The organism is Algibacter pectinivorans (assembly GCF_900112595.1).
In the GTDB taxonomy this organism is placed as follows: Bacteria; Bacteroidota; Bacteroidia; order Flavobacteriales; family Flavobacteriaceae; genus Algibacter_B; species Algibacter_B pectinivorans.
The window spans coordinates 100,232-117,582 of sequence record NZ_FOMI01000001.1; the positions used below are offsets into that span (position 1 = coordinate 100,232).

The following is a 17,351-nucleotide window of genomic DNA, read 5'->3' on the forward strand; positions in this document are numbered from 1 at the left end:
CAAAGAAGTTTGTTTAGTTCCCTTTTATTCTTCAAAATGTTTACGTATTTTCGTAATCCCTAAAAACAATTAATTCACCCTCAACCTCTCTCTAAAGCATGAAGTTTATAGTATTTGCTTTAATATTGCTATTTAGCAATTTTTACAGCTTCTCTCAAGTAGGTATTGGCACTACAACTCCTAATGATTCCGCTATTTTAGATATAGAATCTACAGATAAAGGCCTATTAATCCCTAGACTTACAACAACTCAAAGAAATAATATTACTACGCCAGCACCTGGCCTAATGATATTTAACACCTCAACCAATACGTTTGAATTTAATTCTGGTACACCTGGAACACCTGCGTGGAGTAAGCTAAATCCAGACTCATCGGTGCATATTGGTAAGTTTATAATAACAGGCACAGGCACGCAAACAGTAACGGGTTTACCTTTTGAGCCATCGTCTATAAAATTTTCTGCTCATGCCAATGTAGAAACTTACAATTTAAATTCGGATAATGGTGTAGGAAACAATTCGAATACATTTCAAAATGCATTTGGAACTACAACAGGCTACGCTACAAACTACAATGGTAGTATAGAGCAGCAAGCCATTTATGTAGGTGGTAGCGGAACATCTATTAACGACATTTCTAGATACGCTTCAAGTTCAAGAGCCATAGGTATTAGATACTCAAACCAAAATGGAGACAGTTTAGGTTTAACAGCCGCTGAGGTTACAAGCTTTAACACAAATGGTTTTACAATAAACGTAACAGACCATACCGAAGATATTGTTGTAATTTTTGAGGCTCACAGATAGTTTTATTTAATAATACAATTTGATTTTAAAAGAATTAAGTCCTAAACTTTTTTTTATTTTAAATTGCTGTATTTTTATGCAAAATTATACAGTATGAGCAACAAGGACACTTTTTATAAATACATTACAGAAGGCAATACCACAAAAGGCGATTTTATACCCGTTGGAGCCGCCATGTTAGATGGCGAAACCATAACTGGAGCACATGTAAAAATCCCTTTAAAGACTATGAATCGTCATGGTTTAATTGCCGGAGCTACAGGTACCGGAAAAACAAAATCGTTACAAGTATTAGCCGAAAATTTAAGTGATAAAGGCGTTCCTGTACTACTCATGGATATTAAAGGTGATTTAAGCGGTATAGCACAACCTAGTCCTGGTCATGCTAAGATTGATGAACGCCATGAAAAAATAGGATTACCTTTTGAATCGAAAGCCTTTCCTGTTGAAATTTTAACCCTTTCTGAACAAGACGGCGTACGCTTAAGAGCTACTGTTAGTGAATTTGGACCGGTTTTGTTATCTAGAATTTTAGATCTTACTGAAACACAATCTGGAATTGTAGCCGTAATTTTTCAATATTGCGATAATAATAAATTGCCGCTTTTAGATTTAAAAGATTTTAAAAAAATATTACAATACGCTACACAAGAAGGCAAAGAAGAATTTACTGAATCTTATGGTAGGATTTCGACAGCATCCACTGGCGCCATTCTGCGAAAAATTATAGAATTAGAACAACAAGGTGCCGATCGTTTTTTTGGCGAAACCTCTTTTGAAGTTGAAGATCTGTTGCGTGTTGATGAAAATGGCCGTGGCTATATAAATATTTTAAGACTTACAGATATACAAGATAGACCTAAATTATTCTCAACCTTTATGTTAAGTTTACTGGCCGAAATTTATTCGACCTTTCCAGAACAGGGAGATAGCGACAGACCAGAACTTATTTTATTTATAGATGAAGCTCATTTAATTTTTAATGAAGCATCAAAAGCCCTTTTAAATCAAATTGAAAGTATTGTAAAATTAATACGTAGTAAGGGTGTTGGTTTGTATTTTGTAACGCAAAACCCAACCGATGTTCCAGAAGCTGTTTTAGGGCAATTGGGTTTAAAAATTCAACATGCATTAAGAGCATTTACCGCCAAGGATAGAAAAGCTATTAAACTCACTGCGCAAAACTATCCGGATTCTGAGTATTATGACACTACCGAGGTTTTAACATCTTTAGGAATAGGTGAAGCCTTGGTTTCTGCGCTAGACGAAAAAGGACGTCCTACGCCTCTTGCAGCTACCATGATGCGAGCTCCTATGAGTAGAATGGATGTATTAACCGATGTTGAGTTAAGCAGCTTACTATCAAAATCTAAGTTGGTAAAAAAATACAACGAAACCGTAGATAGAGAAAGTGCCTATGAAATGCTAAATAAGAAAATTGAAAAAGCAGAGGCCGAAGAAATTAAAGAAAAAGCTAGAGAAGAAAAAGAAGCGCTTAAAAAAGCAGCATCAAAAAAGAAAACAACAACTTCTAGACGAAAAAGCACTGCCATGAACCCTATAGTTAAAGTATTAACAAGCGCCACTTTTATTAGAAGTGTATTTGGTATTTTAACAAAAGTGATGAAAAAATAACATTGCAATAGCCCATTATATTAAGTATTAAAATCAAAACCTTTTCCTTAAAACCAAACCCTAATTTATTTATGTACAAGTCTTTTTTAACGGTATTATGTATCTCTTTCATTATAACAAGTTGTAACAACACACCAAACCCTTTCGAAATTAGTAAGCAACATGTTGGCTTACTAACCGATTCTACTCAAGTTAAAGACTTAAAAACTATTTATGCCAACGATTCTATCGTTAAATTTATAAGTGGTGATGAGTTTACAGGAAACATAAACAATATTGAAATTTTTGAAAAAGGAGGAAAAAAACTTTTAACGCTTACGCCTAAACAAGCTTTAGATTCTACCTCAACAATTGGTAGTATTCGTATTTTAGATGAGCGTTTTAAAACTGAAAACAACATTACTAGTTTAAGTACTTTTAAAGACATAAAGGAGAATCATAAAATTTCTAGAATTAGTAATTTAATTAATTCTATTGTTGTAGGAGTCGATCAAATTAACGCTAGTTTTACTATTGACAAAAACGAGCTACCTTCTAACCTTAGGTTTGATATGAATTTAAAATTTGAACCTACTCATATTCCAGATAATGCCAAAGTAAAATACTTTTTTATAAACTGGAACCATTAATATAAATGAATCCACTTATATCCAAAATTCTAGTTGATGTTGCACGTAAACGACTTGAAAAAAAGCACGTTGGGGCAACGGTAACTAAAAAACAAATTGACCCTTTAGTAAAATCGTTTGAGGTAGAAATTTCTCATGCCGTAAAAGAATTCGTTTTTATTATTATAGGTGTTTTTTCGGCTGGTTTTGGTTTAAAAGGCTTCTTACTACCTAATAACTTTATTGATGGTGGTGCTACCGGTATTTCGTTATTGCTTAGAAACGTAACCTCTATCCAATTAGGCATATTGCTAATTATTGTAAACTCACCATTTATCTTTTTGGCTTCGAAAACCATAGGTAACAAATTCGCCTTAAAAAGCATTGTTGCCATTGCTTTATTAGCTATTGTGGTACACTTTGTAAACTACCCAACTATAACTGAAGACAAGCTGCTTATTGCAGTATTTGGTGGTTTCTTTTTAGGCTTAGGAATAGGACTATCTATGAGAGGTGGCAGTGTAATAGATGGCACCGAAGTTCTAGCGATTTATTTAGGACGAAAACTTTCGCTTACTATAGGCGATGTATTACTGCTTATTAATATTGTAATTTTCTCTGTAGGTGCTTATGTATTATCTATGGAAATAGCACTTTACGCTATTTTAACCTATTTATCGGCTGCGAAAACCGTAGATTTTGTGGTTGATGGTGTTGAAGAATATGTGGGTGTTACTATAATATCAGAGCAGCACGAAAAATTAAGAATCATGCTAACCCAAAACCTGAGAAGAGCTTGTACTATTTACGCAGGAAAAGGTGGTTATGGTACAAAAGGAGAAAGTTACGACAAGGATATTATTTATACTATTGTTACCCGTTTGGAACTTGCAAAACTTCAAACAGAAATTGATAAAATTGACGAAAACGCCTTTGTAATTATGGGTGTTGTAAAAGATTTAAAAGGCGGAATGATAAAGAAAAAGCCTTTACAAGACCAACATTAAATCTTAATGTATTAAAACTTTCTAATTACCATTTTTCGATTTTAAATATCAACATAAAATATGTCTAAAAAGCGCTATACCATTCAAACAAGTCCTTTTGTTGTACCCACTACAGATGGCAAAATTATAAAAGAACATTTTGGAAAAACTACCGATGGTAATTCCGAAATAAGTATTGCACACATGAAAGCTCCCGCAGGTTGGAGTGAACCTTTTCAAACGCCCGAATTTGATGAATTTACAATTATAATTCGCGGCAAAAAGCAATTTATCATAGAAGATGAGCAAATTGTATTAGAAGCAGGACAATCTATTAAAATTGAAAGAAACACTAGAGTGCAATACTCCAACCCTTTTACCGAGGTTTGCGAATACATTGCCATATGTACACCGGCTTTTTCTATAGATTTAGTAAACAGAGAAGATAGCTAAATGAAAAACCTCATCCCGAAATGTATTGGTTTTTTTATTAATGTTATTGGCATTATCGCTCCTAAATATGCCGCTAAATTGGCCATATTACTATTTTCTACACCAAAAAAAGGAAAAATAAAACCTAAGGAATTAGAATACCTAAAAGATGCTAGCCAAGAAGAAATTAGTTTCGAAAACATTACAATTACTACCTACCATTGGAAAGGCGAAAAAGACACCATCTTGCTTGCTCACGGTTGGGAAAGCAACACCTTTAGATGGAAAGATTTAATTGAGGAATTAAGAGTTTTAAACTACAACATTATAGCATTAGATGCTCCAGGACATGGCGCTTCAAGCGGAAAAACCTTTAACGCTATTTTGTATGCCGATTGCATAAATGTAGTTGTAAAAAAATTTAATATACAAACCATTATAGGGCATTCCGTTGGTGGTATGGCTACCGTGTTTTTTCAGCATAAGTACCAATTAAAATCCATAGAAAAACTTGTTCTTTTGGGCGCGCCTGCAAACTTTACTGGTGTATTAAGTCGTTATGCAGACATGATGGGATATAGCAAACGCGTTATAAAAGCTATAGATCAACACATACTAAAACATTACAATAATCTCCCTGAATATTTTACGCCTTCGGTTTTTATAAAAGAAATTTCCGCTAAAGGCCTTATTATTCATGATGAGAAGGATAGAATTATTCCGTTTAACGATGGTATAAAATTTAAAGAAAACTATGCCAACGCTAATTTTATAGCCACTACAGGCTTTGGGCATGGTTTAAAATCTAAACCCGTATATCAAAACATTTTAGACTTTTTAAACGACTAACTTTGTTGTATTTTTGAGCCATGGCAGAAGTTGTATTAAAACGTATAAATAAATATTTAAGTGAAGTTGGTTACTGTTCTAGAAGAGAAGCAGACAAACTCATTGAAGCAGGTCGTGTTACCATTAATGGTGTTGTGCCAGAAATGGGAACCAAAATTGCACCCGAAGATGTTGTTGCGGTTGATGGTAAAGAAATAATTAACACCAAAGAGTCTTTTGTTTATTTAGCTTTTAATAAACCCGTGGGCATTGTTTGTACAACAGATACCAGCGTAGAAAAAGATAACATCATTGATTATTTAAACTACCCAAAACGTATTTTCCCCATTGGACGATTAGATAAACCTAGTGAAGGTTTAATTCTATTAACCGATGATGGCGATATAGTAAACAAAATTCTAAGAGCTAGTAATAACCACGAAAAAGAATATATTGTTACGGTTGATAAACCCATTTCGCAAACATTTATTGAACGTATGTCTGGAGGTATTCCATTGGCAGAATTAAATAAAACAACCAACACATGTAAAGTTGAAAAACTGAGCACTTATAAATTCAAGATTATTTTAACACAAGGGTTAAATAGACAAATTAGACGCATGTGCGATTATTTAAATTATGACGTACAAACTTTAAAACGTGTTAGAATTATGAATATAAAACTAGACATGCCCGTTGGAGAATATCGCGAATTAACTAAAGAAGAGTTTAAAAACTTAAATTTACTTTTAGAAGAAAGCACCAAAACATTTAAACAAAACAATAGTGCTAAAGCAATGAGAAGCCGTAAGCGCTAGCTATTTCTTTTTAAGTAAAAATATAGTTGCTCAAACTTTTATTCTTACAATTTTTAAGCAACGATATGAAAATTAAATGAATAAACTTTACACAAAACAATAGCGTTAAACGAACAAAATAAGCGGCTTAGACTTTCATCTAAACCGCATTAAATATCAATTTTAGATAATTACACTTTTTTATTTATGTTTATGATTAGGCTCCCATATTAGCCTTAAAAAAGAACTAAATCTTTCATTTTCTCTGCTTACGGGAATTCCTGCTACAATACCTACTAATAGGTTATCTGCAACTACCACTCTCATTTGAGGTCGCATTGTCATATCAAAGTTACCTCGATCAATAGTCTTATTAAATTCAACACCTATAAAATTTCGTGTACCCGATATCATATAATGAAAACTAGTATTAATATCGTAAGTGGTATGGAACTTATTGGAAATAAAACTCTGCTCAATCATTGGTCCTGTATAAATCAATGAATGAAAGTTATTACCCCAACGTTTTGCAATTACAAAAAACGGATTATAAACATTTCCTTTTATTAAGGGGCTTCCAAAACTCCTAAAGTCTGAAAGTTCAAACTCATTAATGTAACCTAGCGCCATAGATGTTGCCATGGGTACACTTACAAAAAACGACCATTGCGTTGCTATTTTTATGCTATTTAGCCTATTGGAAGGAATTGAACCTCTATTTATTCCACTTTGAGGTGAATACAATGTAAAAGGTAATTCTACTTCTAGACCCAATCTATCAATAGGTGCCCACTCATATTCAATTAAGGCTTCGTATGCATCAAATTCTAAATTATCTGTTAATCCTAAACCTAAGTTCCATTCTTTTTCTCCTTTTTTAGCTCCTAAATCACGTATTAAGTCTATATACAGAGGTTCTGCGTGTAAAACTTTGTCTGGTTCTTTATGATTTTCTACTTGCTGAATATAGATGCTATCTTTTTGAGTATTTGTAGTTTGTGCTACTAAAAATGTTGAAGATGCCAATAAAATTAAAGACATCCATATTGTTTTTATTTTCATTTTAATTTGTTTTTAAGCATTAAAAATTACCCCATCACAAATTTTGCGATAGGAACTTATTAAGTTGTAAAACAAATTATATCTTGGGGGGAGGAAGGTCGAGTTTATCAAACCCGCTTGTTAAATAGGTTTTATAGTCTGGAAACTTTCCAGGTGCATTTTTAAATTCTAAAGAATTTAAATTACTAACAAGTATAGAAGGCGTTGTTAAATCAATTTTAACATTTCTTTTTTTATTATGCTCTTCTGTATCAGGATCGTCATATTCTTCGATAGCATCTTCGAAACCCAGAACTTTCTCAAGAATTATTTCTATAATACTTTCTTGGTCGTTAAATGATAAATCTTCAGGAATATGGCTAGGTTTGGGGTCTTTAGTGTCAACACTTATGTTTAACAAATAAAGACCCATTAAACCCCATAGGATTTTTGTAAATGCGTTATTTCTTATTTCGCTTATCACGGTACAAAGTTAACGTTCTTTTATTAATTTTCTTATATGACCACTAAATACTATTCTTAAAAATAAGTAAATTTAAAAAAAGAATTGTACTACTGGAATATACTATGGTCATTCGCCAAAATACTCAAACACTGAAGCTAATTCTAGTTTTGCATTCAGGTAAAATAGTTAGCATTTAGCAGTTTGTTTACAGCACGCATTAGTAGTACATAAACCAATAGGCCTACAACCTATTTAAAAGCATTATTAACAGGCGCATATTAAACACAAAAGAGGCCTAAAAACCATTAAAAGCCCTAAATGGTCAATCCAGTACTAGAAGTATTCAAAACTAAGATAACCAAAAGCGATATCTGGAGTTAACACACTTTGTAATGTGCCACCAATAACCCAAAACAAGAGAATTCTGAATACTAAATAGCTGCTATAATAAGAAAACACAGGTATTAAAAGCCCAATTAAAGTACATAAATACAAGGCAAATCGGTTGACAAGCTAATAGTATCATAATCTCCTAGACTTATTTTATGCACATGAAACATGACACCTACAAGGCTTATAAAACAGGCTAAAATATATAGCGCTTTATTTTATTGCCATTTGCAAAGTCGAGGCTTTGCAAATGGCATAAAAACAATAGCAAATAAAACAGTTAAAACTATTGGTAAGATAATTTAAAGACTTCCAATGGTAACTCTATTAAACAAAAAAATTGCATTATAAATTATAAAACTCATAATACAATTTAATTAAATAATATTTTATGCTACTTAATATGTCGTTCTCTAGCCAATAAGGTATTCTTTAATAGCATAGCAATCGTCATTGGACCTACACCACCAGGAACAGGTGTAATGTAACTTGCTTTTTGACTTACGCTTTCAAAATGCACATCGCCCGCTAATCGGTAACCATTCTTTTTAGTTGCATCTGGCACACGTGTAATTCCAACATCGATAATTACAACATCTTCCTTAACCATATCGCCTGTTAAAAACTCCGATATACCAATGGCAGCAACAATAATATCTGCTGCTTTAGTAATTTCCTCTAAGTTTTTTGAACGGCTATGAACTACTGTTACAGTAGCATCTCCTGCCTTACGTTTTTGGCTCATTAAAATACTCATTGGGCGACCAACAATATGGCTTCTTCCTAATACCACTACATTTTTACCAGAGGTTTCTATTTGATAACGCTCTAGCAACTCCATAATACCATACGGTGTTGCCGGTAAAAAGGTTGGCAAATCTAAAGCCATTCTACCAACATTTGTTGGGTGAAACCCATCGACATCCTTATCTGGATCGATAGCCATTAATACTTTTTGCTCATCGATTTGATCTGGTAAAGGCAATTGCACAATAAACCCATCAATATCTTTACTAGTATTTAGTTCATTAATTTTTTCTAGTAACTCTTCTTCTGAAGTGTAATCTGGCAACTCAATAAGTGTAGAGTTAAAACCTATACGTTGGCACGCTTTTACCTTTGCATTTACATAGGTCATACTAGCACCGTCTGATCCTACAAGAATTGCCGCAAGATGCGGTACTTTTTCTCCTTTAGCAACCATAGCCTGAACATGGTCTGCGATTTCGTCTTTAATATCGTTACTTACTTTTTTACCGTCTAAAATTGTCATGCTTAATTCGTTTTTGCCACGAATTCACGAATATTTTTTTTCGCAAAGACGATAAGGCTCAAAGTTTATTTCTTTTCTATTTTACTGTGAATGAGACTATAAACTAAAATATTACCTCATGTTCTTCATCATCTGCATCATCTTTTTACCGCCACCACCTTGCATCATCTTCATCATTTTGCTCATTTGGTTAAACTGCTTTAAAAGTTGATTTACTTCTTGTACTGAAGTTCCAGATCCTTTTGCTACACGCTTTTTTCTGCTGGCGTTAAGTACTGAAGGGTTAGTTCTTTCTTTTGGTGTCATGGAATGGATAATAGCCTCGATACCTTTAAAAGCATCATCATCAATATCAACATCTTTTAACATTTTACCAGCACCAGGAATCATACCCATAAGGTCTTTCATGTTTCCCATTTTCTTGATTTGCTGAATCTGTTTTAAGAAATCATCGAACCCGAATTGGTTTTTGGCTATTTTCTTTTGAAGTTTTCTAGCTTCGTCTTCGTCAAATTGCTCTTGTGCTCTTTCTACTAAAGACACCACATCTCCCATACCCAAGATACGGTCTGCCATACGCGATGGGTAGAATACATCGATAGCTTCCATTTTCTCGCCTGTACCAATAAACTTAATTGGTTTATTAACTACAGATTTAATTGAAATGGCTGCACCACCTCGCGTATCACCATCTAATTTGGTAAGAATTACACCATCGAAGTTTAAAACATCGTTAAAAGCTTTTGCTGTGTTAACGGCATCTTGCCCTGTCATAGAATCTACAACAAACAAAGTTTCTTGAGGCTCTATGGCTTTATGGATGTTAGATATTTCGGTCATCATTGCCTCATCGACAGCTAAACGACCTGCGGTATCGATAATAACCACATTATGTCCGTTTGCTTTTGCATGGGCTATTGCCGCTTGCGAAATAGCAACAGGATCGTTATTTCCTTTATCGCTAAAAACCTCTACACCTATTTGCTCTCCTACTACATGTAATTGATCGATTGCCGCTGGACGATAAACATCGCAGGCCACCAATAACGGTTTTTTGGTTTTTTTAGTTTTTAAGTAATTGGCTAATTTACCAGAAAAGGTTGTTTTACCAGAACCTTGTAAACCAGACATTAAAATAATACTTGGTTTACCGGATAGGTTTATACCTTCGGCATCGCCACCCATAAGTTGGGTTAGCTCGTCCTTAACAATTTTAACCATTAATTGCCCTGGCTGTAACGTTGTTAATACGTTTTGCCCTAATGCCTTTTCTTTAACAGTTTGTGTAAACTGTTTAGCTATTTTAAAGTTAACATCGGCATCTAATAAGGCGCGTCTTACTTCCTTTAAAGTTTCGGCTACATTAACTTCGGTAATGCTTCCGTGCCCTTTTAATACGTGTAAGGCTTTATCTAATTTATCGCTTAAATTATTAAACATAGTATTTTAAGTCTTCTGTAGGCAGCCACAAGTATGTAGACTGCGCTATAATTAAAATTTAAGTTGCAAAAATAACTAAATATTTTGTTTTTACAGGCTTGTATTTAGCTTTTACTTAAACAAGTTGAAGGGTAATTAGCAAAAAAAACGTAGTTGGCGGACCAACCCGCGTTAGGGATTGTAGTGGAAATCCTTTTTGTGAGGCACGAGCAAAAAGATTGGGAACGGAAAGCCCGACCTGAAAGGGAACGCCTAAATAGATTTTTAAGACTATAAACCGCTTTTAAAGCTTTTACATGCGCTCTGGAACGTGCACACCTAATAGGCTAAAACTGTTTTTAATGGTGTTGGCAACGACTTGAGATAGTTGCACTCTTAGTGTTTTTTCGGTGTCGTTATCTGCGCCTAAAATGGAAACGTTTTGGTAAAAGGAGTTGAATTCTTTAACCAAATCGTAGGTGTAATTTGCTATTAGCGCTGGACTGTGGTTGTTTGCAGCATTTTGAATTACCTCTGGGAACAGCTGTATTTGCTTGATTAGCTCTTTTTCCTTTGGATGAAGTGCTGTTTGAGTAGCGTTAATTGTTACATCTGGATTAAGATTCCCCTTGCGCAAAATGGATTGAATACGCGCGTAGGTGTATTGGATGAATGGTCCTGTGTTGCCTTGAAAATCGATAGATTCTTTTGGATCGAACAGGATTCGTTTTTTAGGATCTACTTTTAAGATGTAGTATTTTAAGGCGCCTAAACCAATGGTTTTATAAAGTTCCTTTTTTTCTTGAGTTGAATAGCCATCTAGTTTACCAAGTTCTTCGGAGATTTCCTCGGCTGTTGATGCCATATCGTCTATTAAATCGTCAGCATCTACAACAGTACCTTCTCTACTTTTCATTTTTCCGCTTGGTAAATCGACCATACCATAACTTAAGTGGTACAGGTTTTTAGCCCAATCGAAACCTAATTTTTTTAGGATTAAAAATAAGACTTGAAAGTGGTAATCTTGCTCGTTACCAACCGTGTAAACCATACCGCCTACATCTGGAAAATCTTTTATACGTTGTATGGCTGTACCAATATCTTGAGTCATGTAAACGGCAGTACCATCGGCACGTAGTACTATTTTTTTGTCTAATCCGTCTTCGGTTAAATCACACCACACAGACCCGTCTTCTTCTTTTACGAAAACGCCAGATTTTAAGCCTTCGGCAACAAACTCTTTTCCTAATAGGTATGTGTTACTTTCGTAATACAGCGTATCGAAATCTACACCTAAATTTTTGTAGCTTTCTGCAAAACCATCGTATACCCAACCGTTCATTTTGGTCCAAAGTGCCACGGTATCTTTATCGCCGGCTTCCCATTTTAAAAGCATGTTTTGTGCTTCTATTAGTAAAGGTGCATTTTTTTTGGCGTCTTCCTCGGTACTTCCAGCCGCTATTAAATTTTGAATTTCCTTTTTATATTCTTGGTCGAACTTTACGTAATAGTTACCTACTAATTTATCGCCTTTTAATCCGGTAGACTCTGGTGTTTCTCCGTTTCCGAATTTTTCCCAGGCCAACATACTTTTACAAATATGAATACCTCTATCGTTTATAATTTGTGTTTTATATACTTTTTTACCTGAAGCTTTTAAAATTTCGGCAACGCTATAGCCTAACAGGTTATTACGAACATGACCTAAATGCAATGGTTTATTGGTGTTTGGTGACGAATACTCGACCATAACCGCTTTTTCATCGGCCTTTGGTGATACAAAACCAAATGCACTATCGTTTTTAATGCCATTGAAAAAGTTAAGGTAATAGGCATCGCTAATTTCGACATTTAAAAAGCCTTTTACCACGTTAAACGCCTTTACCTCGGTAACATTATTAACCAAGTAACTACCTATAGTTTCTCCTATTTGAACCGGATTCCCCTTAATAAAACGAAGCATTGGGAATATAACCACCGTAATATCTCCTGCAAACTCTTTTCTAGTGGCTTGAAACTCTACGGTTTCTAAATTGATATTAAATTCTGCTTTAACAGCTTGTTTTACATAATTTAATAAGGTATCCTGAAGACTCATACTGCACGTTTTTAAGGCTGCAAAGATAGAATTTTTTACTAAAGTTAAATGATTTATTTATTGTAGAAATTTGTTTATCAAAACTCAATTTACATGCAACGAGTAAACAGGTTACTTTATTTTATTAATCTGCGAAATTTAGCGCCAATTTTACAATGTGAAAATAAATTGGAATATGATCGTTTTTTATAGTAATTGGTTGACAAATTGTAATATTATCTGTAATATATACCGTTTATCTATTCGTCGATTTTTACACTGTTTTTCGAGTCTCATTTCGTCTAATTTTTTGGTAGTAAAACGCAGAAATTAGATTTTGAAACTCCTTTTTTCAATTTTTGTTAAGTAATGCTATTATTTCCAATTTATTTGGATTAAGTGTTTAATAAAACAACTAATTACAACTAATTAAAGCTCTCTTATCTCCCTCAAAATAAGATTATTTTACTGCTTTATGTGCGTTGTAGTCAATGCTAAAATGAGGAGACTAATTACATTTATTATTATGCTATCTATATGCGCTAGTTTTGCTCAAACTAATGATATAGATAAGCTGACCTTGGATTTAGCTTTTCAAAACAAAGATTCCTTAAAAATTGAAACTTCTCTAAAGCTTATAAAAGCGCTTTACGACATAAAAGACTATGAACGAGCCAAGGAGTATATATTAAAAAGCGAAAAACTTTCCAATAAAATAAATTACAAAAAGGCAATTGCAGCAATAGTATACTATAAGTCTTTGATTTATGCCCAACACAATGATTATTTAAACGCTATTAGCGGGTATAATAAATCTAAGACCTTGTTTGCTTCCTTAAAGGATACATTAAGTGTTGCTAAAGTTAATAACAGTATAGGGTTGTTAGAAATTAAAAAGGGGCGTTTTAAAAAGGGTGTACAATTTTCGTTATCGGCCATTAGAGAGTTTGAAAAAAGAGGTCTTGATAAAGATTTAAGTAGTGCTTATAAAAATTTAGCCCAGGCTTATAACGGTATTAATTTAACGGACTATGCTATAACATATTATGAAAAAGCATTAGAAATACAGACAAAATTAAATGAGGATGAATCTGTTTTAAATACTCAAAATGAATTAGCAGATTTATACGCTTTGGAAAACAGGCATTATAAAGCCATTAATTGCTATAAAAATATACTTAAACATGAATTTTCGGCGAATGATTCTGTTTTGGGTTCTATTCTTCCTAAACTTGGTAGAGAATATTTAAAATTAAGTAATTTAGATAGCGCCGAAATACACTTAACCAAAAGTTTGAAAATTAATAGCAAAATAATAAACAAAAATGGTTTACTAATTACATTAAACAATTTAGGAAATATAAATTTAAAGAAAGGAAATTTAAAAACTGCTGAAAAGCAATTAGCACAGGCTGGCTCTATTGCTAAAAGTTTAAATAATAGTAATGGGCTATTAAATTATTACCGATTAATGACTGCTTTAGATTCTACAAAAAAGCATTTTAACAGTGCTTTTAAGTGGCAAAGTGCATATTACAAATTACACAATAGTTTAATAAAAAATGAAGCTAGAGTAAACTATTTTAACCAAGAGCAAGACTCGGCAGAGATTGAAGAAAAAAACCTTAACAGTTTTGAATTGGAAGAAAAAAAATCAACACCTTCTAATCAAGTAGATAATGCCTTATCATTAAATTTCGAAAAAACTCTAAGCAGATATAAACTTATAGTTTACGCTTTAGTTGGCGGGCTTTTAGTTATTTCTACTTTATTAATTTTAATATATTTAAAGCAAAACAGATTAGTTAAATACACACAAGAGCTAGAGGAAAGAAATATTAAGTTAGATATTAAAAATGCTGATTTTTTGGAACAAACTAAACATCTAGAAAATATTAATAATGTAAAAGACCGTCTTTTTTCTATTGTATCTCATGATTTAAAAGACTCACTTTCCTCAATAAATGGTTTTATAAACTTATTGCAGGAAGGTACATTATCAAAAAAAGAATTTGATGCTTTAATTCCTGAATTAAGCGAAAATGCTAATAACGCTTCTTTATTACTTTTTAATTTACTTAATTGGTCTAAATCTCAAATGCAGTCTTTAGAACCAAAACCGAGTTTATTTGATATACAAGAAGTGTTTGACGCTAAAATAAATTTAGTAGAACAACGTGTTGAAGGTAAAGGAATAGAGCTTATTAACAACTCATTGAGAGACTTTGTCTATGCCGACAGGAGCATGTTCGAAATCGTTATCCAAAATCTGCTAGCTAACGCCATTAAGTTTTCTAGGACTGGGGATACCGTTACTGTAGCTAATCATATAAGCAGTGGAAGTTGCATTATAAGTATATCGGATACAGGAATTGGTATTTCTAAAGAAGATCAAACCAAACTATTTAAAAGCAACACATTTACCACTAACGGCACTGCAAACGAAAAAGGTACGGGCTTAGGGCTTTCTATTTGTAAAGAGCTTGTAGAGTTAAACCATGGTAAAATATGGGTAGATAGTACCTTGGGAGAAGGCAGTACATTTTATGTACAATTACCTAAAGCTAAACGCTAACCTAAACTTTAAAGTCAATTTACTAATCTAATTTTGGCAACTTTACAGATTTGTTTTAAACCTTAGTGCCTAGGTAAAAAAACCTCGGCCATCATGCAACGTGCACTTCCACCTCCACAGGTTTCAATAGTTTCCAACGAACTAGATAATATTTTAGTGTGCTCTTCTAATTTTTGCATTTGTGCTTTGCTAAGACTCTTATAAGCCGACTGACTCATTATTAAATACGGTTCGTTATTTGCTGCTTTTACCTGCAACATATTTCCTGCAAATTGACTTACTTGTTTTTCTGATATATCAATTATAGTTTTACCATCTTCTTTAAGGTGTTTAACCACTTGTTTACGCTCTTTCTTATCGTCAATACTACTCAAGCAAATTACAGCAAAAGTTTCGCCTATACACATCATTACATTTGTATGATATATTGGTTTACGCTGCCCTTTAACGTTTTGGTAAGCGGTAAAAACTACAGGAGAAAACTCGAAATCTTCACAAAATTCAATAAACAAATCCTCATCGGCACGTGGCGATAAAGCGCAATAGGCTTTTCTATTAACGCGATCTAGTATTATACTTCCGGTACCTTCTAAAAACACATGTTCCTCTTCTGCGCTGGTATAGTCTACAATATTATTAATTACAAACCCTTCATCTTCCAGTTTCTCTAGAATATCTTCACGACGTTCTAAGCGTCTGTTTACAGCAAACATTGGATACAAACCTATATCGCCATTTTGGTGAAAAGACACCCAATTATTAGGAAAAATAGAATCTGGTGTATCGTTTTCTAAATTATCGTTAACCACAATAACATGAACACCAATTGCTCTCAACTTCTCTACATATGCGTCAAATTCCTTTGTCGCTTTTGTATTAATGGTTTCTGGTAATACACCAGTAATAGCTTCTTGATAATAATTATTAACCGCAGTTTGCTCGTTCATTCTAAAATTTACGGGCCTAATCATTAAAATAGTGTTTGTTGTTTGTTGCATTTTTTTTGTTTAATCTCTAATTAAAGGCATAGTTGTACATCTCAATAAGCCTTCTTGTTTACCAATTTCGGCATACGGTACCTCTTCAACAGTAAATCCTTGCTCTCTTAACCACTTATTTAACCTTGTAAAGTTCTGTTCTGAAATAATAACATCTTCGGAAATTGAAAATACGTTACTACACATTTGGTACATCTCGTCTTTAGTAATTTCGAAAACATTTTCTTTTCCAAAAAAATTAACTAACCACTCGTATTCCCTCTCAATTAGAAAGCCATTTTTATGGATTATAGCCTTTCCTTTTCCTAAAGGATTAAAGCAGCAGTCTAAGTGCAACGCATTTTCTTTTGCATTGGTATTAGACTTTCTAAGCTCGAAAGATTTTACCGTTTTATTTGGAAACAATTCTTGAATAGCAATTACGGCATCGGCATTAGTACGTGCTGTAATTATCTCGGGGTAATCCTCACCCGAATACGTACCAATAAAAATATAATCATTCCAAGGCATAACATCGCCTCCTTCTACATGGCATTCTTCTGGCAATATAACACGCTTATTATCGGCCACTTTATTCCATATATAATCAATGGCTTGCACTTCTTTCTCTCTATGTGGTAAGATATTTGCTTCTATTAAAATATCATCAATCACAAAAGCTATATCTCTAGCAAAAATTTGATTGCAATCTTTAATAACTTCTGGCCTGTACACTTTAACATTATATTTTTCAAACACTTTAGCTACAGCATTAAGTTCCATGATCATAGCTGCCTCGGTAGGGTAAGTTCCCGCTAATATATGTTCTATACTTTTTGGGTCGTAACAGTCTTCTACTTTAGGTATTGGACCATTACTATTGGCTATACCTAAAACAACGGCACGTAATCTTGAAGTCTCATTTTGAATATTTAATTCTATCATGCCTTTTTATTAACTTACAAAATCAAATTTATAGTAAACCTAATAATAATAAAAGAAAAATTGAGTTATTCTAAAAAAAAAGGCCTGAAAAAA

16 protein-coding genes are annotated in these 17,351 nt (G+C 33.4%); 8 read left to right on the plus strand and 8 right to left on the minus strand.

Going from position 1 to position 17,351, the window contains the following annotated elements; translation table 11 throughout:
- Window positions 1-98: 98 nt before the first annotated feature.
- From BMY96_RS00410 to BMY96_RS00440, 7 genes are all read left to right on the plus strand, one after another.
- Window positions 99-809, plus strand: a complete 711-nt coding sequence (locus BMY96_RS00410) for a phage tail-like protein (protein ID WP_092847665.1) — start codon at window positions 99-101, stop codon at window positions 807-809.
- A 93-nt stretch (window positions 810-902) separates the two neighbouring features.
- Window positions 903-2,444, plus strand: a complete 1,542-nt coding sequence (locus tag BMY96_RS00415; protein WP_092847667.1) for a helicase HerA-like domain-containing protein — start codon at window positions 903-905, stop codon at window positions 2,442-2,444.
- A 71-nt stretch (window positions 2,445-2,515) separates the two neighbouring features.
- Window positions 2,516-3,073 (plus strand): hypothetical protein, encoded by a 558-nt coding sequence (locus BMY96_RS00420; RefSeq protein WP_092847670.1) that lies wholly within the window; start codon window positions 2,516-2,518, stop codon window positions 3,071-3,073.
- 5 nt (window positions 3,074-3,078) lie between these two features.
- Complete coding sequence (locus BMY96_RS00425; RefSeq protein WP_092847673.1) at window positions 3,079-4,059, plus strand: YitT family protein; 981 nt, start codon at window positions 3,079-3,081, stop codon at window positions 4,057-4,059.
- Window positions 4,060-4,119: 60 nt separating this feature from the next.
- Complete coding sequence (locus BMY96_RS00430) at window positions 4,120-4,491, plus strand: cupin domain-containing protein (RefSeq protein ID WP_092847676.1); 372 nt, start codon at window positions 4,120-4,122, stop codon at window positions 4,489-4,491.
- Complete coding sequence (locus tag BMY96_RS00435; RefSeq protein ID WP_092847680.1) at window positions 4,492-5,319, plus strand: alpha/beta hydrolase; 828 nt, start codon at window positions 4,492-4,494, stop codon at window positions 5,317-5,319.
- Window positions 5,320-5,339: 20 nt separating this feature from the next.
- Window positions 5,340-6,116, plus strand: a complete 777-nt coding sequence (locus BMY96_RS00440) for a pseudouridine synthase (protein ID WP_092847683.1) — start codon at window positions 5,340-5,342, stop codon at window positions 6,114-6,116.
- A gap of 180 nt (window positions 6,117-6,296) precedes the next feature.
- On the opposite strand, the gene BMY96_RS00445 is transcribed toward BMY96_RS00440, so the two are convergent.
- The 6 genes from BMY96_RS00445 to argS form a co-directional block, all read right to left on the minus strand.
- Entirely contained in the window at window positions 6,297-7,157 is an 861-nt protein-coding gene (locus BMY96_RS00445) for an HAEPLYID family protein (protein ID WP_092847685.1), read from the minus strand.
- 76 nt (window positions 7,158-7,233) lie between these two features.
- Window positions 7,234-7,620 (minus strand): hypothetical protein, encoded by a 387-nt coding sequence (locus BMY96_RS00450; protein ID WP_217639585.1) that lies wholly within the window; start codon window positions 7,618-7,620, stop codon window positions 7,234-7,236.
- Window positions 7,621-7,935: 315 nt separating this feature from the next.
- On the minus strand, window positions 7,936-8,097 hold the full coding sequence (locus BMY96_RS16240; protein WP_489884283.1) for a TMEM164 family acyltransferase: 162 nt from the start codon (window positions 8,095-8,097) through the stop codon (window positions 7,936-7,938).
- 289 nt (window positions 8,098-8,386) lie between these two features.
- The gene (gene folD, locus BMY96_RS00455) at window positions 8,387-9,265 is read right to left on the minus strand and encodes a bifunctional methylenetetrahydrofolate dehydrogenase/methenyltetrahydrofolate cyclohydrolase FolD (protein WP_092847689.1); all 879 of its coding nucleotides are present in this window, start codon (window positions 9,263-9,265) and stop codon (window positions 8,387-8,389) included.
- A 111-nt stretch (window positions 9,266-9,376) separates the two neighbouring features.
- A complete protein-coding gene (ffh, locus tag BMY96_RS00460; protein WP_092847692.1) occupies window positions 9,377-10,705 on the minus strand; it encodes a signal recognition particle protein in 1,329 nt (442 codons plus the stop codon).
- A 292-nt stretch (window positions 10,706-10,997) separates the two neighbouring features.
- Window positions 10,998-12,782, minus strand: coding sequence for an arginine--tRNA ligase (argS, locus tag BMY96_RS00465; RefSeq protein WP_092847696.1), 1,785 nt, complete (start codon window positions 12,780-12,782; stop codon window positions 10,998-11,000).
- Window positions 12,783-13,287: 505 nt separating this feature from the next.
- On the opposite strand from argS, the gene BMY96_RS00470 reads away from it, so the two are divergent.
- On the plus strand, window positions 13,288-15,336 hold the full coding sequence (locus BMY96_RS00470; protein WP_092848740.1) for a tetratricopeptide repeat-containing sensor histidine kinase: 2,049 nt from the start codon (window positions 13,288-13,290) through the stop codon (window positions 15,334-15,336).
- A 62-nt stretch (window positions 15,337-15,398) separates the two neighbouring features.
- On the opposite strand, the gene ctlX is transcribed toward BMY96_RS00470, so the two are convergent.
- Together ctlX and BMY96_RS00480 are read right to left on the minus strand one after the other, a co-directional pair.
- On the minus strand, window positions 15,399-16,334 hold the full coding sequence (gene ctlX, locus BMY96_RS00475; RefSeq protein ID WP_092847699.1) for a citrulline utilization hydrolase CtlX: 936 nt from the start codon (window positions 16,332-16,334) through the stop codon (window positions 15,399-15,401).
- Window positions 16,335-16,343: 9 nt separating this feature from the next.
- A complete protein-coding gene (locus tag BMY96_RS00480) occupies window positions 16,344-17,258 on the minus strand; it encodes a dimethylarginine dimethylaminohydrolase family protein (protein ID WP_092847701.1) in 915 nt (304 codons plus the stop codon).
- Window positions 17,259-17,351: the final 93 nt, after the last annotated feature.

Coding starts and splice junctions, on each gene's coding strand:
- BMY96_RS00410 (WP_092847665.1), top strand. CDS start 99: ATGAAGTTTATAGTATTTGCTTTAATATTGCTATTTAGCAATTTTTAC.
- BMY96_RS00430 (WP_092847676.1), top strand. CDS start 4,120: ATGTCTAAAAAGCGCTATACCATTCAAACAAGTCCTTTTGTTGTACCC.
- BMY96_RS00425 (WP_092847673.1), top strand. CDS start 3,079: ATGAATCCACTTATATCCAAAATTCTAGTTGATGTTGCACGTAAACGA.
- argS (WP_092847696.1), bottom strand. CDS start 12,782: ATGAGTCTTCAGGATACCTTATTAAATTATGTAAAACAAGCTGTTAAA.
- BMY96_RS00470 (WP_092848740.1), top strand. CDS start 13,288: ATGCTATCTATATGCGCTAGTTTTGCTCAAACTAATGATATAGATAAG.
- BMY96_RS00435 (WP_092847680.1), top strand. CDS start 4,492: ATGAAAAACCTCATCCCGAAATGTATTGGTTTTTTTATTAATGTTATT.
- ffh (WP_092847692.1), bottom strand. CDS start 10,705: ATGTTTAATAATTTAAGCGATAAATTAGATAAAGCCTTACACGTATTA.
- BMY96_RS00420 (WP_092847670.1), top strand. CDS start 2,516: ATGTACAAGTCTTTTTTAACGGTATTATGTATCTCTTTCATTATAACA.
- BMY96_RS00445 (WP_092847685.1), bottom strand. CDS start 7,157: ATGAAAATAAAAACAATATGGATGTCTTTAATTTTATTGGCATCTTCA.
- BMY96_RS00415 (WP_092847667.1), top strand. CDS start 903: ATGAGCAACAAGGACACTTTTTATAAATACATTACAGAAGGCAATACC.
- ctlX (WP_092847699.1), bottom strand. CDS start 16,334: ATGCAACAAACAACAAACACTATTTTAATGATTAGGCCCGTAAATTTT.
- BMY96_RS00480 (WP_092847701.1), bottom strand. CDS start 17,258: ATGATAGAATTAAATATTCAAAATGAGACTTCAAGATTACGTGCCGTT.
- BMY96_RS00440 (WP_092847683.1), top strand. CDS start 5,340: ATGGCAGAAGTTGTATTAAAACGTATAAATAAATATTTAAGTGAAGTT.
- folD (WP_092847689.1), bottom strand. CDS start 9,265: ATGACAATTTTAGACGGTAAAAAAGTAAGTAACGATATTAAAGACGAA.